Source organism: Sphingorhabdus arenilitoris (assembly GCF_042651485.1).
GTDB lineage: Bacteria > Pseudomonadota > Alphaproteobacteria > Sphingomonadales > Sphingomonadaceae > Sphingorhabdus_B > Sphingorhabdus_B arenilitoris.
Genome location: NZ_JBHSDH010000013.1, coordinates 145,705 through 168,376, shown reverse-complemented (window position 1 = coordinate 168,376; position 22,672 = coordinate 145,705). Strand labels below are relative to the sequence as shown.

Sequence of the window (22,672 nt, the reverse complement as noted above, 5' to 3'; positions counted from 1 at the left end):
GTTAATGCGGGCGGCATGGATATGCAAAATCTCACCTACGCGCTGCTTGGCGGCTTGGCAATTGCTCTGATGTTTACCATCTACTCGGACATACGCCACCGCAAGATTTACAATTTCGTGACGCTCGCCATCGTGTTGGCGGCGCCGGTATATTGGTATGCGTCGGGTCAATTGGGATGGCAGTTTGCGGGCATGCAAATTGCAACTGCAATTGTCACTTTCGGCATTTTCAGCATTTTCTTTGCATTAAACTGGATGAAGGGCGGCGATGTAAAGCTGTTCTCCGCCCTCGCTCTTTGGTTTTCACTGACCAAATTTATCACCTTGGTTCTGGTCGCATCGGTGCTGGGGCTGTTCGTGACAATCTTTTTTGCCGTCTCGCATAAGATGCGAAAACGCAAGGGTCCGGCGCTCATTCCTTACGGGATAGCGATCTCCCTCGCCGGCATATGGGCGGTCAGTGAACCATTTTTTAACCATTTTGGATGAATAACGTCCCTCTCAATCAGGGGACCCTTCAGGAGGCCTAGTTCGTCATGGATAGGAAAAAAGTAATCTTACTGGTAAGCGCGCTGCTTATAGCCGTTTTATCCGCCTTTATGGCGCGCAGTATGTTAACCGGTGCATCGGCACCCAATGCGAAAGCCGTTGTGGCCGCGCCTGTGCCGACTGGCCCAAAGGTTCTGGTGGCGACGCGTGCATTGCCCGTTGGCACTTTGATCACGGCCGAGGCTTTGCGCTATCAGCCATGGCCCGAAGAGCTGGTTGAAGAAGCTTACTTCATTGAAGGCGGCGAAGGCCAACCCGATATCGAAAAACTGGCTGGTACTGTTGTGCGCACGCCGATCACTGCCGGACAACCGGTCACGCAAGGTTCGCTTGTCGCGCCTGGTGATCGCGGCTTCCTCGCTGCTGCGTTAAGCCCTGGCATGCGGGCCATCGCGATACCGATGAAAATATCGGAAGGCGTGGCCGGTTTTGTTTTCCCCGGCGACCGCGTTGACCTTTTCCTGACGCAAGGTGTGCCTGTTCAAGAAGGCCAACCGCTGAAGGTTTCGGAAACGATCGTTCGCAATGTGCGGGTTCTGGCAACTGACCAGCGCGCGCAGCCTACTGTCGATGAAAATGGCAATACGCAGGTTCGCAGTTTCACGCTTGTGACTGTAGAAATGACACCGCGTATGGCCGAAAAAATCACCGTGGCCCGCTCCATAGGTACGATCAGCATGTCTTTGCGGGCACTTGCCGATAATGCAACCGAATTGGAACAAGCTCTAGCATCCGGCTCCGTCAAAATTCCGGCAGGCGCAACGCCCGAAGAAGAACAGCGAATTTTGGCTTCGGTCAAAAGCCGTCCCATTGACGGCGGCGGCACTTTCTCAACCGGCGGCGATATATCACGCTTCCAACGCAGAGAAGCACCAAAGACCGTAATTCAGGCCGCTGCGCAAGCTGCTGTTGAACAGAAAACGATTGAGAAGATCGTTAAAGGACCTGTCGTTCGGGTGTCCCGCGGGGCGAATACCCAAGAAGTTCAGATAGAGCGGAGATAATCGAAATGACCTATACCAAACATCTGAAAGCCGGTTTTGCCGCCGCAGCCATTACGGTAGCCTTAGGCACCACTGCATTGTCCGCGCCATCCGCATTTGCCGCTCCATCCAGCCAAGCTGCATCAAATGGCAAGGTGATCGTCCTATCGATCGGACGCGGGCAGCAGATTAACCTGCCGCAAACCGCCGCCGACGTGGTTGTTGCCGACCCGGCGATTGCCGATTTGCAGATTATCTCGGGCCGCCAATTTTATGTCTTGGCCAAAGGACCGGGTGAAACGACAATTTATGCAACGGACGCTGCTGGTCGTAATATTTATACAGCGACGATCCGCGTTGGCAGCAATCTAGACTCACTCGATCAAATGCTTGGCCTCGCTATGCCGGATGCCGACATTCAGATCACGACCATGAACGGTGCAGTATTGTTGACCGGAACTGTCGCCAACCCTGAAGATGCAGAGGAGGCGCAGCGCCTTGTTCAGGCATTTGCCGGCAGCGGTACGACCGTTATCAGCCGATTGAAAAATGCCACGCCCCTGCAAGTAAACTTGCGCGTGCGGATCGCCGAGGTTAGCCGGTCATTGGCAAAAGAAATCAACGGCAACCTGGCGACGCGCGATAATTCAAACGGATTCCTATTTGGCGTGCAGCGCAATAGCGGCTTTATAGATATAGGTGATATAGATGTATCATCATTGCCGAGGCTGGATGCGTCGTCACAATTTGGTCTGCCCGCAGGTTCACTCAGCCTGCCATTTAACCCGCAGACTGGACAATTTGTAACAGGCGGATCGCAATATACCTTCAACAATGTTGATGGCGGTAATGCCTTGCAAGCGGCTGGCCGGTTATTCGGTTTTGATGTTGGAGCAGCCTTCGAACTGTCGGAACGTGCGGGTTTACTGTCGACTTTGGCAGAACCAAACCTAACCACAGTGTCGGGTGAAACAGCAGAATTTCGCGCTGGTGGACAATTCCCTATCCCGGTTCAGGCCGGACTTGGCTCCACTGGTGTGGAATTTCGAAATTATGGCGTAAGCTTAACCTATACGCCTACCGTCCTGTCCAACGGCCGCATATCGTTGCGGGTCCGGCCGGAAGTATCCGATGTGTCGTCCCAGAATTCGGTCCGTATCGCTGGTTTCGAAGTTCCCTCGATTAACTCCCGCATGGCCGACACCACCGTTGAACTGGGTTCAGGTCAAAGCTTTATGATCGCAGGCCTTTTGCAAAACACATTGTCCAGCTCGGTCGACAAAATGCCTGGCGCCGGTGATATTCCGATTTTGGGCGCATTGTTCAAATCCAATGGCTGGCGCAAAAATGAAACCGAATTGATGATTATCGTGACGCCTTATCTGGTGAAGCCTGTATCTGACAATGAAATCGTGCTTCCGACTGACGGGTTCAATTCGCCAAATGACATTGAACGGGTATTGCTCGGAAAATTGAGCGGTAAGAAAGATGACACGGGACGGCCCGCTCCTACTGTTAAGGAACAATCAAACGGACCTGATCTGGGTTCGGTAAGCGAAGCCATGCCGCCGCTGCCTCAAAAAGCACCAGAGGGCAAGACACAGGCATCTGTTCCTGGCTTTAGTTTTGAATAATTAGCAACCGTTTCAGGAGAATAGCCATGATTAAGACAAAATTCCTGATTGCAGCGACGATCAGTTTCGGTTTGGCCGGTTGCGGAGCAATGGGTTCGAATACTTCCTTATATTCCGCTAATCAGCCGGTGGTCGAACGGACCAATTTCGCCATTGATGTGAATGCCAATGGATCATCCGGGATTGCTCCGGGCGAAAAAGTGCGCGTGGGCGAATGGATGAACGCATTGCAGCTGGGCTATGGTGACCGTGTATCGGTAGATTACGGCGCGGGCTATGCCAATAATACCATCAAAAACGAGGTCGCTCAAATGGCCGCTGAACGCGGAATGTTGATCGCTGATACAGCGCCGGTAACTCCGGGTGCCGTCGCCCCCGGTACGGTCCGAATTGTTGTAACACGCTCCTCTGCCTCGGTGCCCGGCTGCCCCAATTGGAGCAAGTCTACCGAAGCAAATTATAACAGCTCAACCCACCCCAATTATGGCTGCGCAGTTAACAGCACTATGGCCGCAATGATTGCCGATCCCGAAGATTTGGTGCGCGGCAAGGAAAATGAAAAACTCGATAGCAGTAGCGGCAAAAATGCAATTCAAGCCTATCGCACCAAAACCGGAGATCAATAATGAACGCACCAGTGAAATCTCTTGCTGCGGGTAATAAGGATCCGTTTGTAGGTTTCGTCTGCGACGACCTGACTTTGGATGTCGTGCGCAGCGTCTGCGATGAAATGGGATGGAGCCAGGAAAAAGCCTTTAAGGGCGGCCTGCGCAACGCGGTTCAATCGCTATCCGTTTCTGCAAGCCCGCAAATATTGCTCGTCGACTTATCGGAATCGGGCGACCCGATCAACGATATCAACTCGCTGGCCGAAGTGTGTGAGCCCGGCACGGTGGTGATCGCCGTCGGGCAAGTGAATGACGTCCGCTTATACCGGGATTTGCTGCTATCCGGTCTGCAGGATTATCTACTGAAACCGCTTAGCCCCGATGCCATGCGCGATGCCATTGCCCATGCGCAAAATATATTGCACGCACCAAGGCATGATGATGGCAACACGGACCGCCCGCATATCTCTGCGGCGGTCATTGGAACGCGCGGCGGTGTGGGCGCATCGACGATCGCATCGTCGCTCGCCTGGACATTTTCCGACCGTTTATCTCGTCCCACAGGTTTCCTCGATCTTGACGTGCATTTTGGCACGGGCGCACTTGCCATGGATTTGGAACCCGGACGCGGCCTGACCGACGCCATTGATAACCCTAGCCGCATTGACGGCCTGTTTATCGAACGCGCTATGATCAAAGCCAATGACCGGCTTTCAATCCTGTCAGCAGAAGCGGCCATGAGCAATCCGATCATGTCGGACGGCACGGCCTTTTTCCAATTGCAGGAAGAATTTCGCGCTGCATTTGAAACGACCATCATCGATTTGCCGCGCAACATGCTGATCGCATATCCGCATTTGGCGCAAGATGTGAACGTGATGGTGATCGCCACCGAATTAACGCTGGCGGGTGCCCGCGATGCTATCCGCATTCTGGCTTGGATGAAAAGCAACGCACCTGCGTGCAAGCCGTTGATCGTTGTGAATAAGATGCAGCCCGCAGCGATTGAAATTTCGCGTAAGGATTTTGAATCGACGATTGAGCGGAAAATCGATCTTATCATTCCCTTCGACAGCAAGGCGACTGCTCAAGCCGCAAAATTGGGCCGTCCAGTCATTGAAGCGGCACGCAGCAGCAAAGTTGCCACCGCAATCTCCACCTTGGCTGATCTGGTTTCCGGATCGGCAGAAGACGGCGATGGAGCACCCGATGAGGAAAGCAAATCAAAATCGTCCATGTTTGGCGGTCTGAAATCCTTGCTAGCCAAAAAATCCGATAAAGACGGATAAGTTTAACCCAGCGATTTGCATCGGGGCCGATGAGGATCGCCAATAATTCGCAGAGCAGAATCTTATGAATATGCAGATGATGATCGTTGTTATTGGCATGATATTATGTCTGGCGCTTTTGGTTCTCGCTTTTGCCGGGCCATCCAGTGCCAAGGCAAGCATGCGCCGTATGGGTGCGTTAAAATTACGCCATTCGGACAGCGACAACGTCCGCGTAGAAGCTCAGATGAAAAAGGCCATCGCTTCACGCAGGCCAATGGTTTACACACAAGGCCAAGATATAAGCCGCGCTGACCGGCTTCGCTTACGCATTGCTCAAACCGGCAAACAATGGACGCTGCAGCAATATTTATACGCGTCGCTTGCGCTTGGCGTTGTTGTTGCTGGTTTAATCATCGTGAAGGGCGCTCCCGTTGCGCTAGGCGCTGCTGTTGGCTTGTTAATGGCGCTGGGCGTCCCGCATATGGTCATTGGTTTTTTGATCAACAAGCGGCTGAATAATTTCACTAGCAGCTTTCCCGATGCGATTGAATTGCTGGTTCGCGGTCTGAAATCGGGTTTGCCGGTTGGCGAAACTTTGATGGTGGTTGCCAAAGAAATTCCTGGCCCCGTCGGTGAAGAATTTAAGCTGGTCACTGAAAAAATCAAAATCGGTAAGCCGATGGAAGATGCTTTGCAGGAAACGGCGGACCGCCTGGGTACGCCTGAATTTCAGTTTTTCGTTATCACCCTGGCCATTCAGCGCGAAACCGGTGGTAACCTTGCGGAAACGCTTGCCAACCTTGCCGATGTGCTTCGGAAACGCGCTCAGATGAAATTGAAAATCCGGGCGATGTCATCGGAATCAAAAGCGTCGGCTTATATCGTCGGCTCCCTGCCCTTTTTCGTATTTGGCATGGTTTGGACGGTGAACCCTGAATATCTATATGGCTTTGTGACTTTTGATGAAGCCGATAAATTTTTTGAACCACGCCTATTGATCGCCGGTCTCATCGGCATGGTCTGGATGGGCATCGGTGTCGGCATCATGGCCAAAATGGTCAGTTTCGAAATTTAAATGGAGGCTATCAATATGCTTTTTACCATATCCTCCAATGCGCGGCCGGAACTATACGGCGTTGATGTTTACTATGTCGCGACATTTCTTGCGGCTATAGCTTGCGGCGCAGTGATGCTCGCCATCTATGCCGCAGTTACCGTGAAGGACCCCATGGCTAAACGGGTCAAGGCGCTGAACGAACGACGCGAACAGTTAAAGGCAGGTATCACCGCATCGACCGCGAAAAAACGCGCGAAGCTGGTTCGCAATTCCGACACCACCGACAAAATGCGCAGCTGGCTCTCGTCGATGAAGGTGCTGCAAGAAGACCAGATTAAACTTGCGCAGCAACGGCTTGCCCAGGCCGGTATTCGCCGCAAGGAATTGGCCGTCATCATCATTTTCAGCCGTTTGGTCATGCCGATAATCTTGGGCGGGTCGGTGGCATTATGGTTATATGGTCTCGGCGGGCTTGCTGATTGGACGCCGTTCAAAAAATTCGCAGTGTTCGCCACTGCTACCATTCTTGGCTATAAAGCCGCCGATATTTACGTAAACAATTTGGTTGCGAAACGGACCGACGCCATTCGCAAAGGCCTGCCTGATGCGATTGACCTTCTGGTCATCTGCGCCGAGGCCGGTCTAACCGTTGACACTGCCTTTAACCGCGTGGCCAAAGAATTGGGCCGCGGCTATCCTGAGCTTGGCGACGAATTTGCTTTGACCGCGATTGAGCTCGGGTTTTTGACCGAACGGCGAATGGCATTTGAAAATCTGGCTTACCGGGTTGATTTGGACGCGGTCAAAGGCGTGGTTACGACCATGATCCAGACCGAAAAATATGGTACGCCGCTTGCCTCTGCGCTGCGCGTGTTGTCGGCTGAGTTTCGAAATGACCGTATGATGCGCGCCGAAGAAAAAGCGGCCCGCCTGCCAGCGATCATGACGATCCCGTTGATCCTATTCATCTTGCCGACGCTGTTTATCGTTATTCTTGGCCCTGCTGCCTGCTCGATCAGCGACGCGTTTTAAGGACAGCAAATAGCGCTCCAGCCCGAGCGGACATCATCGAAAAACAAAGGCGGGAGCGAAATATCTCCCGCCTTTTTTTCGCCTCCATTATATTTTTGCATCCATATGTTGCGCCGAACCGTTACTATTCATCGACAAATGGTTGCATTGTCAAAATGATACAATATTACATATGCCGACTATCGAGTCGTTTTAGGAGGGTTAAATGATGAAGAAACATTGGCTTATCATGGGCGCAAGCTGCCTTTTGATCGCAGGCTGTTCGCAAAACTCGAACGAAGAAGCAGCGCCGGAAAATTATAGTACCGCCGACCAGGTGGCGGACGTCGCACCGGAGCCCGCGGCCATGCGCGCTCCGGGAATATCCCCTACCGCTGCCCCCGGTGTTGCCTTTAACTATCGCTATGCTTTTCGAATACCCGATGAGAAAATTGCCGCAGTCCAAGAAGTCCACGCCGCCGCCTGCGAAGCGCTCGGCATATCGCGTTGCCGGATCACGGGTATGCGGTATCAGTTAATCGACGAGGACGAGGTCGAAGCCTTTCTTGCCTTCAAACTCGATCCCATCATCGCCCGTAAATTTGGAAAAGACGCGATCAGCTCCGTGGAAAAGGCCAAAGGGATTTTAGTCGATAGCGAAATTAGCGGCACCGATGTTGGCAGCGAAATCAGCGCGTCACAAAGGCGCAGCAGCGACGTAAACGCGGAAATCAAACGGCTCGAAGCCCGGTTAGCCGCCAAAGGTCTTGGGGACCGCGAGCGCACCGAATTACAACAACAGGTTAATCAGCTAAACCAGCAATTGTCGAGCGAGAGCGAAAGCCGCCGTCAAGGCGAAGCCAGTCTGGCCACTACGCCAATGGAATTTTCCTATTCGGGCGGCGAAGGCATTGCCGGGCTTGGCCGCAATCCACTGGCGGGGGCATTTGACACATCGGTTTCCAGCTTTGTGACCATGGGCAGCTTCATCATTATGGCCATAGGCGTATTGCTGCCTTGGGCGATATTGATATTCCTATTCATCCTGCTGGCCCGTTCTAAATGGGGTGTAGCCGTCCGCAATTGGATCAGCCGCAAAGACAAACAATTGTCGCAGATTGACTGACGCCCTGAGGACAGGCGGACAGGCGGACAGGCGGGCGGGCCGCACCGGCGTAGGGGAATGCACCGGTGCGGCCAATCGCCGCAATTATTGTGATACAGCGGAGGGGAAAACGGCGCGCGGTGCATTTTCCTTCATCATTGCTTGACGCACCATGGGAATTTGCGGTCCGCCATAGGATAGAAATTCGTCATGGAATGCCTTCCATTTTGTCTTGTCACCCTTTGTCCAATCGTCGCGCAATTGTTTGATCATCAATTTGCCGAGCGTGTAATTCAGATATGCCGGATCATAGGTACCGCGCGACGATTGCTGGATCGCAGTGCCTTCTACCTGATAGCATTCTTTCATGAAAAACTGCTTCGACTGTTCGACGCTCATCGTCCCGCTATGCAAACCAATAGCGGACAAATATCGGCAATTGCGCAGCAATGCGTTGCTGATTTGCCCGACGCGGATTTCATCGGGGGTCAGCCCTTCCATCACGCCGCTTTCGGGCAGGCCCGCTTCGTTCATCAACTCTTCGGTATAATGGGCATAGCCTTCGGCAAAACCATAGCCAACGAACAAACGGCCAAACAGCGACTTGGCGCGATTGGCGTGCAGGAAATTCAAGAAATGCCCGGGCCATATTTCATGCACCGACGTACCGAGCAGATCGGCTTTTCCGGGGACAAATTCATCCTGTGTTTTCTTGTCCCATGCGGGATCCGGCGGGCTGATATAATAAACGCTGGGCAAACCTTTCTCAAACGGTCCCGGTATGTCGATATAGGCTGAATTCTGACGGTTATAGGGGGGCGATTCCTCTACCTTTGCCTCTTCGGTGCCGGGGATAGACACCAAATCCTTATCGATCAGGAATTTTTTCAGCGGCGGCAATTGACGGCGGGCCTCAGCGACCGGTCCGTCGGCGGCTTTATTGGCGCTCATCTTATCCATACAAGCCTGCATCGTTGCACCGGGGGCATAGCGGGTGCACACATCGGCCAAGGCGGCCTGATTGCGTTTCAAATCGGCCTGACCAATGGCGGTCAGCTCCGCTAGCGATAAATCAACGCCCTCGGTTTTTTTGACCATATCGGCAAATTTCTGAGCGCCTAATTCATATCCGCCCGCCGTTCCTGGCTGCGACTGAATATAGGCGGCAAGGTCGTTCATGGCCGCCGCTGCCTTGGCCGCCGCTGCGTCATATTCCGCCTGCAGCTTATCGTCCTTCACCTCGGCAAATGCCGCTTTGGCATCGCCGGTATAGCTGGTGGCAAAACCGCCAAAACCTGCTGCGCCATATTTCACAAAAGTCGCCGGTAAGGGCAGTTTCAAATTGGCCTTAATCTGATCCGCTGCGGTCGGAATATTACCCAAATATTTGATGAAGGCCTTCATCCGCGTTTCGGCATCGGCATAGGGCCGCGCGATATAGACGCTGGGATCCAGGGCACCGACATAGAAAGCGGGGTTTTTATGCGGTTGATCCGCCTCCTCTAACCAGAATAGCTCGCCCTGCATTGTGTTGATCAGATATTGGCGTTCAAATTTCTGGGCATCGGACAGGCTGGCTTCGTCAATCGCCTGCGCATCGGCAATGGCTTTTTTTCGGTAATCAATGGCGGCTTTCAAACCGTTCTCGGAAAAATCCGCGATCTGCCCGTCAAATTCATGCCGTCCTTGATAAATGGCGAAGCTTGGGTTGATGGGGAAATAGCCGTTGAGGAATGTTTCCATATAGCTACCCCAAGCACTACCATCGCTTTTTACGTCAGCCGGAGCGGCGGCGCCATCATCTACTTTTTTACAGGCCCCTGTGACCGCTAAGGCAGCGATAGAGGTGGCGACCAACAGATACCGTAACTTCATCTTACTCTCCCAAAATTTCCAGACGCCGTGTTTGCACCAGTCAGGAAGCTAGCGCCAGAATCTTTTTGACGAACATCTGCCATTGCCTGACCAACGACAAGCGGTTAGGCGCAAAAACAATGACCGACGCCCCCCATCCGCTCACTATCGCGAATTTCCGCTATTTGTGGTTCTCCCGCTTTGCATCGATGCTGTCGCAATATGCAATGATGCTGATTATCGGATGGCAAGCCTATAATCTGGCGAGAGCCGATATGGGGGTGGCGGCTTCGGCCGGGATATTGGGCTTGCTCGGCCTGCTGCAATTCGTACCTTTATTCATCCTCACGCCGCTTGTCGGTTGGGTCGCCGACCGGCTTGACCGGCGCTGGATCGCTCGGACGGTGCTGTTCGCGCAATTTGGGATAGCGGCCACGCTGGCGCTGCTGACCGTCACGGGGCACATAACGCTTTATGCGATTTATGCCATTTCGGTGCTGCTTGGCATTTGCCGCGCCTTTATCGGCCCTGCGATGACCGCGCTGACCCCCAATCTGGTCCCCGCCGCTTCATTGCCGCGCGCCATCGCGCTATCGACGATCGCTTGGCAAGTGGGTGTCATTATCGGGCCGGGGCTGGCGGGGCCGTTATATAAGGTCAACGACGCCCTGCCCTATATCATCTGTGCTGGTTTATATGCCCTATCCTTTACCGCGATGATGCGCATCGGCCCTGTCGCGCGCAGCCATATTGATCGCAGCAAGGGGCCAATGCGGCAAGTGGCCGATGGCATGGCCTATGTCTGGACCAACAAGTTGGTGCTGGGCGCAATCTCGCTGGATTTGATGGTGATGTTTTTGGCAGGTGCGCAGGCAATGATCCCGGTATTTGCGAAGGATATATTGCATGCGGACGAAACCGGCCTGTCGCTGCTCGCCGCTTCGCCTGCTGTGGGTGCTGCGATCGTTGCGGCTTGGTTTTCCTATCGCCCGCTGGCGCATAATGTGGGCAATAAAATGCTAGCCGCGATGGCAATATTCGGACTTGGCACGATTGGGTTTGGACTATCGCCGCTCTTGCCGCTTTCGATGCTATGCCTTGCGCTATGCGGCGCAGCGGATATGTTCGGCGTGTTCATTCGTTCCACGCTCATCCAGCTATACACCCCCGATGACAAACGCGGCCGCGTCGGCGCCGTCAGCCAGATGACGATCAGCGCATCGAATGAATTGGGCGACGCCTTCACCGGCGCATTGGCGGTGTTTGTTGGGCCGATAGTGGCCATTGTCGCGGGCGGCACAGCTGCTATAGTCGTAACCGGATTCTGGTCGCGTTTATTCCCCGAATTGGGCGCTGCCAAGACATTTGATCCCCCGCCGGAGCTGCAAAACGGCGACAAAAAAGCATAAAGGAAACTGCCCTATGAAAGCCCAAACGATCCTCGAAACAATCGGCAACACGCCGCATATCCGGATCAACCGCTTATTTGGCGATGCCGAAGTGTGGATTAAATCCGAACGCGCCAATCCCGGCGGTTCGATTAAGGACCGGATCGGTCTGGCCATGATTGAGGCTGCGGAGCAGAATGGCGATTTGCAGCCCGGTGGAACGATTATCGAGCCGACATCGGGCAATACCGGCGTTGGCCTTGCGATGGCGGCGGCGGTGAAGGGCTATAAGCTGATTTTGGTCATGCCCGAATCCATGTCGCTCGAACGCCGCCGTTTAATGCTGGCCTATGGCGCAAGTTTCGACCTGACGCCAAAGGAAAAAGGCATGAAAGGCGCAATCGAACGCGCCATTGAGCTGACCGAAAACACGCCCGGCGCATGGATGCCGCAGCAGTTTGACAATCCCGCCAACGTGGCCGTCCACATCCGCACCACAGCGCAGGAAATACTGGCCGATTTCGCCGACTCCCCCATTGACGTTATGATTACCGGCGTTGGCACGGGCGGCCATATTACCGGCTGCGCAGAGGAGCTTAAAAAACATTGGCCGCATTTGAAAGTATATGCGGTTGAACCAGCTGGCTCTCCGGTCATCAGCGGCGGGCAACCTGGACCCCATCCGATTCAAGGCATTGGCGCCGGCTTTATCCCCGGTAATTTGCACACTGGCTCGATTGACGGCGCGATCACTGTTGACCCCGAAGATGCAAAGGAAATGGCCCGCCGCTCCGCCGCAGAAGAAGGGATGCTGGTCGGCATATCATCGGGCGCGACGCTGGCGGCGATTGCGCAAAAATTGCCCGAACTTTCCGGCAAACGGATTATGGGCTTCAACTATGATACGGGCGAAAGATATCTGTCGGTTCCCGATTTCCTACCAGAAAGCTAGGGCAATAGATTGATCAGCAATAGCGCCAGATACCGTTTGGGGATCGCTGCCCCTGCGGCGCTCGTCACCGCCTGTCTTGCCGCCTTGTTGCTGGCGAAACCAACCGGGGAATATGGCGGCAAAAATGAAACAGCGGCTGATAATGAGGCGCGCATGGCCATACCGCCGCCCGCCATTGAACCGGTTGCGTTTAAACCATTGGCGGCAAAAGATGCGCAGGCGATTAACGCCGAAATTCCTTTTTCCGCTGCGCCCAATCCTCCGGCATCGCCCTTTCAATTTGCGGGCGATGCCGCCGCACTGGCCCGCGCAACCGACTGCCTGACTGCTGCCGTTCTATATGAAGCAGGCAATGACGCCACCGGTCAACGTGCGGTTGCGCAGGTTGTCATCAACCGCGCTCGCCACCCGGCTTTTCCTAAATCCATTTGCGGGGTCGTATTTCAGGGTAGTGAGCGGCGGACGGGATGTCAGTTTACCTTCACCTGTGACGGCGCGTTGGCACGGCGCTATAGCGGCGCTGCCTGGGGAGCCGCGCGGCAAATTGCAAGCTCGGCGCTTATGGGCAATGTCTACGCGCCCGTTGGCCTTGCCACCCATTATCATACGGACTGGGTTGTTCCTTATTGGAGTGATAGTCTGGAAAAAATCACGTCGGTCGGCACGCATTTATTCTTTCGCTGGCCGGGCGGATGGGGGCGGCCCGCCGCCTATCGGCGAACAATCAGCGGGTATGAGCCATTGGTGGCGAAGCTGGCCCCAATATCTCTGTTTCACCGCAGCGCCGACATGACATTGCCGGGGGAAGCCGCCGAAAATATTGCTGATAACGGTCCCGGAAATGGCGCGCTGCCCAATGGTATCATTATGGACGAAAACAACCGTTATACAGGGACCTTCACGCCCGCCAAAAAAGAAGTCAATGCCGGAAAATCAACCCGCATGCTATTGTCAGCATCGGGCAATGCCGAGGAATATCTCGCGCTCGCCAACGCGAAATGTGCTGGCAAAAGCTACTGCAAAATCATGGGATGGCTCGATGGGGGAAGCGTCCCGGAGGTAGGAGAGATTGGCGAAGCGGGACGCAATTCGATGGTCTTCAGCTATTTACGCGATGAAAAAAATGGCTTTGAAAAGGCGCTGTGGAATTGCACCATTTATCCGCGCAAAGACAAGCGGCAATGTATGAAACGATAAAGGCAGATTGCAAACATCCGTTTTGGGCGCGCAAAAAATCGCCGGGGCTGACCAGAGACCCCGGCGAGTTAAACTGCCCCTCTATCGCAAAAATAACGATCAGCGTTGTGGCTGCTCTGCCTCTTCGGCTGGCGGCGGTCCTTCGCCATTATCCGGGCGGCCATCGCCGTCATTATCCACCAAATCAGGCTTGCCATCATCGTTCGTGTCCCAGGCATCGGGAACACCATTCCCGTCCCTATCCCAGGCATCGGGTTTGCCATCGCTGTTGGTGTCGATGGTGGGGGCCGGTACGGCGCTGTCTGAATTCGGCGCGTCTTTCGCCATTGGTTCTTCCGGTGAATCCTGCCCGCCTATTGCGGCGGTAGCATTTCCAGAAATGCCGATCATTGCTATTGCAATTAACGGAGTTGAGAGTGCGACCCTCAGGGTTGGTTTCAACATTGGTTGCTCCTTAAAAAGCCAACCCCCTGTTTGATTTGATCACTATGACAAGCTTGGTCATCATAGCCAGCGCAATTCGACCATAAGAGCCGTGCAAAGGGCTAACGGCTCGTCGCAATCCAGCATTTGGGCGGCTTTTCGGCGTTAGTATCTGACCCGATACTCCGTTTCGGATGGTTCCGCACTCTTAGGCTGCCTTGGCCTGCGCATTTTGAATATTGCCGAGAAAGTCGCGGACCGTGCCGTCCAGCTGCCCGAAATTCACCGACACATTTTCACTGGCGCTTAGCATCTCTTGTGTCTTTTGCTTCGCCGATTCCGCCGATATATCGGCAGAGCTCACGCGGTCTACCAAATGGGAAAGCGCAGCGGTTGCCTGTTGTATCGCGCTTTCCACTCTCGCAATTGCGGCGGCCTGTTCATCCATCCCGCCCGCGACACTCACCGACCGGCTGGCCAATATATTGACGACCTGCAGCACCTCATCAAAAGCCGCCGTGACCGATTGATTTGCGCCTTCCATCGCCGCTATTTGCTGCGCAATTTCATGGGCGGTATTGCGGGTGGAACGCGCCAGCGCCTTAACCTCGCCTGCAACCACCATGAAACCCTGACCCGCCTCGCCAACACGCATCGCTTCAATCGACGCATTTAGCGCCAGCATATTGGTACGATGTGCAACGGCGGTAATTGTCTGCAACATTTTTGCGGCATTTTTCGTTGCTTGGTCAAATTCGGAGATTTTCTGGTTGGCTTTGCCCACACGGTCGACAGCATCATTAGCAAGGCTGCGCGCATCGCCGAGCGATTGGGTATAGCGGCTAAGTTCCCCAGATACCGTTTCCACTGTCGGCACTACATTTTGCACTGCGGTGCGAATTTCTTTTGCTGCTTTAGCGGCGGCGTTGGATTCCTTTTGCACGCCATCGACGCTGCCCGCCATGGCGGCGGCTTCTTGCTTCATTTGCGCGGCAGAAACGCCCGACTGTGCGAGCAATCCCGATACCTGTGTCTCCAAATCCGCTGCCAGCCGCGCGACCATTTGCCGCTCCAATATGCTGGCCTCAGCTTGCTGTTGTAACGCGTCAGCGAGCAATTGTTCATTCTGCGCCTTCACGTCAGCTACAACCCGTTCCAGTTCCTGTTGTGAGCGCCTGCGTTCATTTTCAAATGCACCGCTCATGTCGATAAAATCTTGCAACGCGCCTGCGATAATTCCGATGTCATTGGTAAATTCAGCGCAAGGCACGGGAGACAGATAGTCGCCTTCGGACAAATCGCCGAGCCGGGCGCTGATGCTGCGCATGCCCGACGTGAGCGCAGAGATAAGAAGGCCCGCCATTAACGCAACGATCACAACCGCAATTACACACGCGATCAGGCCGGCATATAGCTCGGTCTTGATGGATTGCTGCCGCTGTTGCAGGCTCACCTGAAGGGCGTTGCTGGTCGCCATCCAGTTTTTCTCGAGCAATTGATGCAGCCGCTCGTGACTTTGACCGATCTGTTTGCTCTGCGTGATACTATTCACTTCTGAAACAACAGCGTTCAATGTCTCCATGGCTTTACCGCGGGCGAGATCACCGGACGGATCACCTTCAATCGCGTTGGTCATCGAATTTTGTAAATCCGCCGCTGATGATGCCAGCTTGTGCCGCAAGATCAGGTAAAGCGGATCACGGGGGCCCGTTATATCGGGATAGGCCGCCTCCAGCTCATGCCCGGCGCGGGCGACTTCGCGAGACCGCAGCAACACCATATTGGCCAAATAACGGCTATCAATCTCTGAATCGAGCAATAGCCCGGATTGATTACCAATGCGCCGGATGAAATTGTCCATCTCGCGGCGGCCATCGGTGTCGATGCCATTTTTCATCGCGTCCAAGACTCGCAAAACGGCGTCAGCGGTTTTGACGCTGTTCAACCGCTGCACAGTGGCACCCTCGTCAACAATCCGTTTGAGAGTGGCATGGGCCTTTTTCGCCTCAGCAGCGCGCAGGCCTGTATCTTCCGAGCTATGCGCTATCATTTGATCAACTGGCTGAATTTGCCGCAAAAGGTCCAACCCGATCAGCTCACGTTCGACACTATCCGTTTCTACCATTTTATCAGCGACAAAGTAATTGCCCATCACCAATGCCGGAATCAAACCGAGCAGCAGGATCAGCGACAATGTCCAGCCAATCGATAAACCAAGGAATTTCGCGCGAACGGCCAAGAAGATTTTATTACCCATGGATAACCGAATAATCCGGCGCGCTTACCATATGGTTAATGTAAAATTATTTATAATAGCGCCCTGAAATGGCGTATAAATTTGGAGCCTATTGATAAAAAACGCTCCGCCATACTGATCCCGAAAATGCCCCCGGGATTCCTGTGGCGAAGCGTTTATGAACGGGCCGCTTAAGCAGCCTCGTTTGAAAGTCTATTATGCGACGGCGAACATTTCTGGCTCCAGCGCCATAATCGCTTCGCTGCCTGCCTCAATTTTGCGGCGTAGAGCGCCTGCTTCTGGAATGAAGCGTTCTGTGAAATAGCGTGCAGTGACCAGCTTTGCCTCGTAAAATTTGGCATTGCCCGTACCTGCATCCAGCGCCCGAAGCGCGGCATCCGACATACGCAGCCATTGCAAACCAAGCGCGACAATACCCATGATATGCATATAATGATGCGCGCCTGCCCCCACATTATCAGGATTAGCCATTCCATTTTGCATGAACCACATGGTCGCATCCTTCAACTCACCATTGGCTTTTTCCAACCGCTCGGCCAGATCGGATAGCTTGTCATTGGATTTGGCCGCTGCGCATTCTTCATCAACCACTTTGAACAAAGCCTGCACCGCGCGGCCGCCATTTTGCGCCAGCTTACGTCCAACAAGGTCCATCGCCTGCACGCCATTTGTGCCTTCATAAATCATGGTGATCCGGGCATCGCGGACATATTGTTCCATGCCCCATTCGCCAATATAGCCATGACCGCCATAAACCTGCTGTGCGTTGGTGGCGATTTCATATCCTTTGTCGGTGCCATAACCTTTGATAACAGGTGTCAGGAGCGACAGGAGGTCATCGGCCATTTGCCGGTCTTCTTCCGTCTGCGCCTTGTGAATTAAATCCGCCTGCAACGCGCCCCATAGACATAGCGCCCGGAAACCTTCGGTAAACGCCTTTGCATCCATCAGCATCCGGCGCACATCGGGATGCACAAATAAAGTGTCGGCCTTTTCACTGGTGTCTTTGGGACCGGTCAGCGCCCTGCCCTGACGCCGATCGTTGGCATAATGCACTGCATTTTGATAAGCGACTTCCGCAATGCCAAGGCCCTGTTGTCCAACGCCCAAACGGGCGACGTTCATCATGATGAACATGGCGGCAAGGCCCTTATTCTCTTCTCCAACCAAATAGCCCACCGCGCCGTCATAATTCATCACGCAAGTCGAATTGCCGTGAATACCCATTTTATGTTCGATGGACCCGCAAGACAGAGTGTTGCGCTCACCCAAACTGCCATCGTCATTGACCAAGAATTTGGGCACGATGAATAGCGAAATGCCCTTCACATTATCCGGCGCATCGGGGGTTTTGGCGAGCACCAGATGGATGATATTTTCGGTCATGTCATGCTCACCAGAACTGATGAAAATCTTGGTTCCGGTGATCGCATGCGAACCATCGCCATTGGGAACGGCTTTGGTGCGGATCAGGCCGAGATCAGTGCCGCAATGCGGCTCCGTCAGGTTCATCGTGCCGCCCCATTTGCCCGACACCATATTGGGCACGTATTTCGCTTTTTGCTCGTCGCTCCCTTTCGCAAGGATCGACGATATCGCCCCATGGGTCAGGCCGGGATACATAGCAAAGGCCATGTTGGAGCTTGCCATAAATTCTTCAAACGCCATGCTGATGATATGCGGCATGGCTTGACCGCCAAATTCTTCGGGTGCCGATAATGTGCCCCAGCCAGCCTCGCAATATTGCGCATAGGCTTCTTTAAAACCTGTGGGAGTTGTGACGCTGCCATCTTCATGGCGGGTGCAGCCTTCCAGATCGCCGACTTGGTTAAGCGGGAATAGAACATTTTCCACGAATTTGCCGCCCTCGGTCAAAATCGCGTCGATCATATCGGCGGTCGCATTTTCAAAACCGGGCAGGTTTGAAAAACGGTCAATTCCGAGGACTTCGTTGATAATGAATTTGCTGTCGTTAACGGGGGCTTGATATTGTGGCATCACTCACTCCTGAAAATAGAAATGGAAAGGGGTAATATTTACGCAGTTTTCTTCTTGGAAACAGCTGTCTCTTCAGCCTCAACTGTTTCAACGACCGAGACAAATTCGGTCAATTCATCAATCGCGCTTTCGATATCGTCGCGCTGCGCGGTCAGTAATTTGATCCGCTCTTTACATTTTTCGATTGTCACGCGGCGCTGAATATTGCGGCCGTCATTCAAATCATAAAGGTCAATCATCTCGCGAATTTCCGCCAAAGAGAAACCCACGCGCTTGGCTCGCAATATCCACGCGAGCCGGGCCCGGTCCCGCTTTGAATATATGCGGGTTAGCCCGTGCCGTTCCGGCGCAATCAGGCCCTGATCTTCATAGAAGCGCAGCGCACGAGCAGTCACGTCAAATTCGGCAGACAAATCGGATATGGAAAATGTTTCTCGATTCAATTCGTCCGGCGTATCGATGGTGGCGTCCGCACGCCTGCTATCTTCCGATTTTTTCAACAAATTCACTTGGTCCATGGCTTGTTCCTTATGCCATGCTTTTACTTTACGTTTGCGTAAACGTCAAGAGGCTACTGTAAACCTTGTCAACAGGCTCAGACATTTCGCCTTCTTCATCAGGACAGCTGACGGGGTGAGAAGTGATAAACCACCCTGCCCCGTCAGCATTCACTTATTTTTCCAGTTCAAAAACACCGCAGATAATTCGGTCGCCGCTTTCGCCGCTGGGATCGGTCTTGTTATCGTCAGGCTTGGCGTGGATCATAATCGCCGCGCCGTCGGCGTCCATCATGCCGCCTTCTCCTGTGATCTTTAACCCCGTCAACGACCGCTCTAGCCGGGTAACCTGACCATCGACACCTGCCAAATTGGGTAGGTCACCGGCATGCGCGCCTTTGGGATTTTCAAGACCATGTTCTTTGCCCGCCGGGTTCCAATGGCCGCCCGCGCTTTTATAATCAGGACCTTCACATTTACCGGTTTCGTGGATGTGAAATCCATATCCACCCGTTGGCAAGCCTTCAACGCGGAAAGACATTTCGGCATTTTCGCCTTTTTGCGTCAGCGTCACTGTCCCGACCTCCGCATCGCCGCGCATCAATTTGGCGGTCGCAACGACAGGTGCCTCTTTTGCTGGCTCGGATACCGAACCACAGGCCGCGAGCATTGCCACCGCGCCTAAAGCCATAAATTTATGCATAAATTGTCTCCCAAAACGTCTCGGCCCAAGTGTAGCGGATAAATGCCAATAGAAAAGGGTTACCGGCAAATTTTCAGTGATAAAGCAATAAGCCGAAAATAAAGGGCTAGACCTTTGGTATAATATATGGCTAACGATGTTGCCGATGAAGCATAAATTCGCCCTGCCGCTACACCTGCGACTTACACGCCCTTAGGCGTGGCACTGTTAGCGGATTATCAATGCCGCTCACCCGCCTAAGGGTTTTCAAATCCAGAAAATAGCTGCAACAGGGCGCATAGCCGCCCGATTTTTAGTAGAATTGCGAATATCATGACCATGCTTTCCGATCCATCTCAGAAATATCGTCCTTTCCCGCAGGTTGATTTGCCCAGCCGCAGCTGGCCGAATAACAGCATCACCGCTGCGCCCCGCTGGCTCTCCACCGATTTGCGCGATGGCAATCAAGCGCTGATTGATCCGATGGGAATTGAAAAGAAACAGCGGTTTTTCAGATTGCTGTGCAAAATTGGCATCAAAGAAATAGAAGTCGGCTTTCCCAGCGCGAGCCAAACCGATTTTGATTTCGTGCGCGGCCTTGTCGATAGCGGGATGGTGCCCGACGATGTTGTTATCCAGTCACTGACGCAGTCCCGCCGCGATTTGATCGAGCGGACATTTGAAAGCATGGCCGGGTCGAAGAAAGCGATAGTGCATTTATATAATGCCGTCTCGCCCGCATGGCGCGACATTGTTTTCAAACTCGACAAAGCGGGCGTGAAGGCGATTGCGATCGAAGGGGCGAGCATCCTTGCCGAGCAAGCCGCCAAATATCCCGAAACCGATTGGCATTTCGAATATAGCCCGGAAACCTTTTCCACCGCCGAATTGGATTTCAGTCTGGAGGTATGTGAGGCGGTTATGTCGGTGCTGCAACCTACGCCTGAAAAACCACTGATATTGAACCTGCCTGCCACCGTTGAGGCGGCAATGCCCAATATCTATGCCGATCAGATTGAATGGATGTGCGCGCATATTTCGGCGCGGGACAGCGTCATCATTTCGCTGCATCCCCATAATGATAGGGGCAGCGGCATTGCTGCGGCGGAACTTGGCCTGCTTGCCGGTGCCGACCGGATTGAAGGATGCCTGTTCGGCAATGGTGAGCGCACGGGTAATGTCGATCTGGTCACGTTGGCGCTCAATATGTATACGCAAGGGCTGCACCCTGGACTTGATTTCAGCAATATTGATGAGATCATCCAGACGGTCGAACATTGCAATGACCTACCCGTCCATCCCCGCCATCCTTATGCCGGCGACCTTGTCTTCACCGCTTTTTCGGGTAGCCATCAAGATGCGATCAAAAAAGGCTTTGCCGCACAGGCGCAGCGCAATGATCAGCTTTGGCAAGTACCGTATCTGCCCATCGACCCCGCTGATTTGGGCCGAAGCTATGAAGCGGTGATCCGCGTCAATTCGCAGTCGGGCAAAGGCGGCGTCGCATGGGTGTTGGAACAGGATTATGGCTATAAGCTTCCCAAAAGGATGCAGGCGAATTTCAGCTTGACGGTGCAAGAGCTATCCGATGCCACAGGACGGGAGCTGACCAGTGCGGATATTTTTGATGCCTTCCAAAACCGCTATCATCTCATCCCCGATGAAAATGCGCGTTTTGAGCTGGTTGACTTTAACGAGAGCGTCAATCCCCGCGTTGGGGTCGAGCGCATTTTTGCGGGCACCATCCGCATTGATGGCAATGAACAAACGGTCAGCGGCCGGGGCAATGGCTTGATCAGCTCGCTTGCCAATGCGCTGGAACCGGCGCTGGGCGGCGCGTTGGAGATAATCGATTATAACGAACATGCGATTGGCCACGGCACCGATGCCCGTGCCGCCGCCTATGTCGAATGCCGCATTGGTGACGGCCCGCTATTATATGGTGTCGGCAATAGCCGCGATGTTGCAACGGCGAGCGTGCGCGCAATTTTGAGCGCAGTGAACGGAGCCTGACGCCTGTACAGATAGTGACGAGATACAGGATTTTCCCCGTTTGACTTCGCCGTCCGCTTCAGCTTTAGGGTTTAATCATACACTTAACATCTGACCGGAGTAGCTATGCCCCTTCCCGCCATTTTTGATACGGTCCGCCTTCCGGTTATCGGCTCGCCTTTATTTATCATCTCCGGGCCCGAACTGGTGATTGCTCAGTGCAAGGCCGGGGTTGTCGGCAGTTTCCCGGCACTCAATGCCCGGCCCGCGAGTCAATTGGACGAATGGTTGCATCAGATAACCGAGGAGCTGGCCGCACATAACCGCGACAATCCCGATCGTCCCGCTGCGCCCTATGCAGTGAACCAGATTGTGCATAAATCGAACAACCGGTTGGAAGAGGATCTGATGACTTGCGCCAAATGGCAGGTCCCGATCACCATCACCTCTTTGGGCGCGCGCGAGGATTTGAACAAGGCGGTGCATGATTGGGGCGGCATTACGCTGCATGATGTTATCAATGACCGGTTCGCGCATAAAGCGGTTGAAAAAGGGGCCGACGGCTTGATCCCGGTTGCCGCCGGTGCGGGCGGTCATGCCGGGGTTACCTCTCCTTTTGCGCTGATGCAGGAAATACGCGACTGGTTTGATGGGCCCGTCGCCCTGTCTGGTTCCATCGCCAATGGCGCGGCGGTATTGGCAGCTCAGGCAATGGGCGCAGACTTTGGCTATATCGGCAGCGCCTTTATCGCCACGCATGAAGCGCGCGCGGTCGATGGGTATAAGGAAAATATTGTCGAGGCAAAGGCCAGTGACATTGTCTATTCCAACCTGTTCACTGGCGTCCATGGCAACTATCTGCGGCAATCCATCGAACGGGCGGGAATGGACCCGGATAACCTGCCCGAGGGCGATTATTCGACGATGGATTTCGGATCAGGCGGCAATACCGAGGCAAAGGCGTGGAAGGATATTTGGGGCAGCGGCCAAGGCATTGGCGCAGTTAAAGAAATTCAGTCCGTTGCCGACATGGTGGCCCGCTTGGAACGCGAGTATAACGCGGCAAAGACGGCGCTGGATAAAAAATATCTGTTTTAATTGAATAGATTATAATTTAGTTTAACATTTGTGAAACCGAATAGCGGACCGGTGCGAATTATAGTGCAAGCCCGGTCGTTGCCGATAGACCTCCCTACCCCTAAGGAGCGGTCGGG

19 protein-coding genes are annotated in these 22,672 nt (G+C 53.8%); 13 read left to right on the top strand and 6 right to left on the bottom strand.

Annotated features, from left to right (window positions below):
- Positions 1-15 precede the first annotated feature (15 nt).
- The 8 genes from ACFOWX_RS04875 (at position 16) to ACFOWX_RS04840 (ending at position 8,239) form a co-directional block, all read left to right on the top strand.
- Positions 16-489 carry an A24 family peptidase gene (locus ACFOWX_RS04875; protein ID WP_381421872.1) on the top strand — a complete coding sequence of 158 codons (474 nt, stop codon included), beginning with the start codon at positions 16-18 and terminating at the stop codon, positions 487-489.
- Positions 490-536: 47 nt separating this feature from the next.
- Complete coding sequence (cpaB, locus tag ACFOWX_RS04870) at positions 537-1,553, top strand: Flp pilus assembly protein CpaB (protein ID WP_381421870.1); 1,017 nt, start codon at positions 537-539, stop codon at positions 1,551-1,553.
- Positions 1,554-1,558: 5 nt separating this feature from the next.
- Complete coding sequence (locus tag ACFOWX_RS04865) at positions 1,559-3,166, top strand: type II and III secretion system protein family protein (RefSeq protein WP_381421868.1); 1,608 nt, start codon at positions 1,559-1,561, stop codon at positions 3,164-3,166.
- A gap of 26 nt (positions 3,167-3,192) precedes the next feature.
- On the top strand, positions 3,193-3,792 hold the full coding sequence (locus ACFOWX_RS04860; protein WP_381421866.1) for a CpaD family pilus assembly protein: 600 nt from the start codon (positions 3,193-3,195) through the stop codon (positions 3,790-3,792).
- Positions 3,792-5,063, top strand: a complete 1,272-nt coding sequence (locus ACFOWX_RS04855; RefSeq protein ID WP_381421865.1) for a pilus assembly protein CpaE — start codon at positions 3,792-3,794, stop codon at positions 5,061-5,063. Before ACFOWX_RS04860 ends, ACFOWX_RS04855 begins: the two co-directional genes overlap by 1 nt.
- Before the next feature lie 64 nt (positions 5,064-5,127).
- Positions 5,128-6,120, top strand: a complete 993-nt coding sequence (locus tag ACFOWX_RS04850; RefSeq protein ID WP_381421863.1) for a type II secretion system F family protein — start codon at positions 5,128-5,130, stop codon at positions 6,118-6,120.
- A 15-nt stretch (positions 6,121-6,135) separates the two neighbouring features.
- The gene (locus tag ACFOWX_RS04845; RefSeq protein WP_381421861.1) at positions 6,136-7,134 is read left to right on the top strand and encodes a type II secretion system F family protein; all 999 of its coding nucleotides are present in this window, start codon (positions 6,136-6,138) and stop codon (positions 7,132-7,134) included.
- 205 nt (positions 7,135-7,339) lie between these two features.
- Positions 7,340-8,239 carry a DUF4349 domain-containing protein gene (locus ACFOWX_RS04840; protein WP_381421859.1) on the top strand — a complete coding sequence of 300 codons (900 nt, stop codon included), beginning with the start codon at positions 7,340-7,342 and terminating at the stop codon, positions 8,237-8,239.
- A gap of 84 nt (positions 8,240-8,323) precedes the next feature.
- Here ACFOWX_RS04840 and ACFOWX_RS04835 read toward each other — a convergent pair whose 3' ends face one another.
- Positions 8,324-10,093: a DUF885 domain-containing protein gene (locus ACFOWX_RS04835; protein WP_381421857.1), complete on the bottom strand. Its 1,770-nt coding sequence runs from the start codon at positions 10,091-10,093 to the stop codon at positions 8,324-8,326.
- A 119-nt stretch (positions 10,094-10,212) separates the two neighbouring features.
- On the opposite strand from ACFOWX_RS04835, the gene ACFOWX_RS04830 reads away from it, so the two are divergent.
- From ACFOWX_RS04830 to ACFOWX_RS04820, 3 genes are read left to right on the top strand one after another with little or no spacing between them, the layout of a single operon-like run.
- Positions 10,213-11,481 (top strand): MFS transporter, encoded by a 1,269-nt coding sequence (locus ACFOWX_RS04830; RefSeq protein ID WP_381421855.1) that lies wholly within the window; start codon positions 10,213-10,215, stop codon positions 11,479-11,481.
- Positions 11,482-11,494: 13 nt separating this feature from the next.
- Positions 11,495-12,412: a cysteine synthase A gene (gene cysK / locus ACFOWX_RS04825; RefSeq protein ID WP_381421853.1), complete on the top strand. Its 918-nt coding sequence runs from the start codon at positions 11,495-11,497 to the stop codon at positions 12,410-12,412.
- A 9-nt stretch (positions 12,413-12,421) separates the two neighbouring features.
- Positions 12,422-13,609 (top strand): cell wall hydrolase, encoded by a 1,188-nt coding sequence (locus ACFOWX_RS04820; RefSeq protein WP_381421851.1) that lies wholly within the window; start codon positions 12,422-12,424, stop codon positions 13,607-13,609.
- A 99-nt stretch (positions 13,610-13,708) separates the two neighbouring features.
- Here ACFOWX_RS04820 and ACFOWX_RS04815 read toward each other — a convergent pair whose 3' ends face one another.
- From ACFOWX_RS04815 to ACFOWX_RS04795, 5 genes are all read right to left on the bottom strand, one after another.
- On the bottom strand, positions 13,709-14,053 hold the full coding sequence (locus ACFOWX_RS04815; protein WP_381421849.1) for a hypothetical protein: 345 nt from the start codon (positions 14,051-14,053) through the stop codon (positions 13,709-13,711).
- A gap of 187 nt (positions 14,054-14,240) precedes the next feature.
- Positions 14,241-16,289 carry a methyl-accepting chemotaxis protein gene (locus ACFOWX_RS04810; RefSeq protein ID WP_381421848.1) on the bottom strand — a complete coding sequence of 683 codons (2,049 nt, stop codon included), beginning with the start codon at positions 16,287-16,289 and terminating at the stop codon, positions 14,241-14,243.
- A gap of 195 nt (positions 16,290-16,484) precedes the next feature.
- Positions 16,485-18,287, bottom strand: coding sequence for an acyl-CoA dehydrogenase C-terminal domain-containing protein (locus ACFOWX_RS04805; RefSeq protein ID WP_381421847.1), 1,803 nt, complete (start codon positions 18,285-18,287; stop codon positions 16,485-16,487).
- Positions 18,288-18,325: 38 nt separating this feature from the next.
- Positions 18,326-18,805, bottom strand: coding sequence for a MerR family transcriptional regulator (locus ACFOWX_RS04800; RefSeq protein WP_381421845.1), 480 nt, complete (start codon positions 18,803-18,805; stop codon positions 18,326-18,328).
- A gap of 154 nt (positions 18,806-18,959) precedes the next feature.
- Positions 18,960-19,487 (bottom strand): superoxide dismutase family protein, encoded by a 528-nt coding sequence (locus tag ACFOWX_RS04795; RefSeq protein ID WP_381421844.1) that lies wholly within the window; start codon positions 19,485-19,487, stop codon positions 18,960-18,962.
- Positions 19,488-19,799: 312 nt separating this feature from the next.
- Between ACFOWX_RS04795 and leuA the strand changes: the two genes are divergently transcribed.
- A complete protein-coding gene (leuA, locus tag ACFOWX_RS04790; protein WP_381421842.1) occupies positions 19,800-21,479 on the top strand; it encodes a 2-isopropylmalate synthase in 1,680 nt (559 codons plus the stop codon).
- Positions 21,480-21,584: 105 nt separating this feature from the next.
- Positions 21,585-22,556 (top strand): NAD(P)H-dependent flavin oxidoreductase, encoded by a 972-nt coding sequence (locus ACFOWX_RS04785; RefSeq protein WP_381421840.1) that lies wholly within the window; start codon positions 21,585-21,587, stop codon positions 22,554-22,556.
- The last annotated feature ends 116 nt before the right edge of the window (positions 22,557-22,672 follow it).

What these genes read in the sequence shown, in the direction of transcription:
- ACFOWX_RS04875 (WP_381421872.1), top strand. Translation starts at nt 16, where the DNA reads ATGGATATGCAAAATCTCACCTACGCGCTGCTTGGCGGCTTGGCAATT.
- cpaB (WP_381421870.1), top strand. Translation starts at nt 537, where the DNA reads ATGGATAGGAAAAAAGTAATCTTACTGGTAAGCGCGCTGCTTATAGCC.
- ACFOWX_RS04865 (WP_381421868.1), top strand. Translation starts at nt 1,559, where the DNA reads ATGACCTATACCAAACATCTGAAAGCCGGTTTTGCCGCCGCAGCCATT.
- ACFOWX_RS04860 (WP_381421866.1), top strand. Translation starts at nt 3,193, where the DNA reads ATGATTAAGACAAAATTCCTGATTGCAGCGACGATCAGTTTCGGTTTG.
- ACFOWX_RS04855 (WP_381421865.1), top strand. Translation starts at nt 3,792, where the DNA reads ATGAACGCACCAGTGAAATCTCTTGCTGCGGGTAATAAGGATCCGTTT.
- ACFOWX_RS04850 (WP_381421863.1), top strand. Translation starts at nt 5,128, where the DNA reads ATGAATATGCAGATGATGATCGTTGTTATTGGCATGATATTATGTCTG.
- ACFOWX_RS04845 (WP_381421861.1), top strand. Translation starts at nt 6,136, where the DNA reads ATGCTTTTTACCATATCCTCCAATGCGCGGCCGGAACTATACGGCGTT.
- ACFOWX_RS04840 (WP_381421859.1), top strand. Translation starts at nt 7,340, where the DNA reads ATGATGAAGAAACATTGGCTTATCATGGGCGCAAGCTGCCTTTTGATC.
- ACFOWX_RS04835 (WP_381421857.1), bottom strand. Translation starts at nt 10,093, where the DNA reads ATGAAGTTACGGTATCTGTTGGTCGCCACCTCTATCGCTGCCTTAGCG.
- ACFOWX_RS04830 (WP_381421855.1), top strand. Translation starts at nt 10,213, where the DNA reads ATGACCGACGCCCCCCATCCGCTCACTATCGCGAATTTCCGCTATTTG.
- cysK (WP_381421853.1), top strand. Translation starts at nt 11,495, where the DNA reads ATGAAAGCCCAAACGATCCTCGAAACAATCGGCAACACGCCGCATATC.
- ACFOWX_RS04815 (WP_381421849.1), bottom strand. Translation starts at nt 14,053, where the DNA reads ATGTTGAAACCAACCCTGAGGGTCGCACTCTCAACTCCGTTAATTGCA.
- ACFOWX_RS04810 (WP_381421848.1), bottom strand. Translation starts at nt 16,289, where the DNA reads ATGGGTAATAAAATCTTCTTGGCCGTTCGCGCGAAATTCCTTGGTTTA.
- ACFOWX_RS04805 (WP_381421847.1), bottom strand. Translation starts at nt 18,287, where the DNA reads ATGCCACAATATCAAGCCCCCGTTAACGACAGCAAATTCATTATCAAC.
- ACFOWX_RS04800 (WP_381421845.1), bottom strand. Translation starts at nt 18,805, where the DNA reads ATGGACCAAGTGAATTTGTTGAAAAAATCGGAAGATAGCAGGCGTGCG.
- ACFOWX_RS04795 (WP_381421844.1), bottom strand. Translation starts at nt 19,487, where the DNA reads ATGCATAAATTTATGGCTTTAGGCGCGGTGGCAATGCTCGCGGCCTGT.
- leuA (WP_381421842.1), top strand. Translation starts at nt 19,800, where the DNA reads ATGACCATGCTTTCCGATCCATCTCAGAAATATCGTCCTTTCCCGCAG.
- ACFOWX_RS04785 (WP_381421840.1), top strand. Translation starts at nt 21,585, where the DNA reads ATGCCCCTTCCCGCCATTTTTGATACGGTCCGCCTTCCGGTTATCGGC.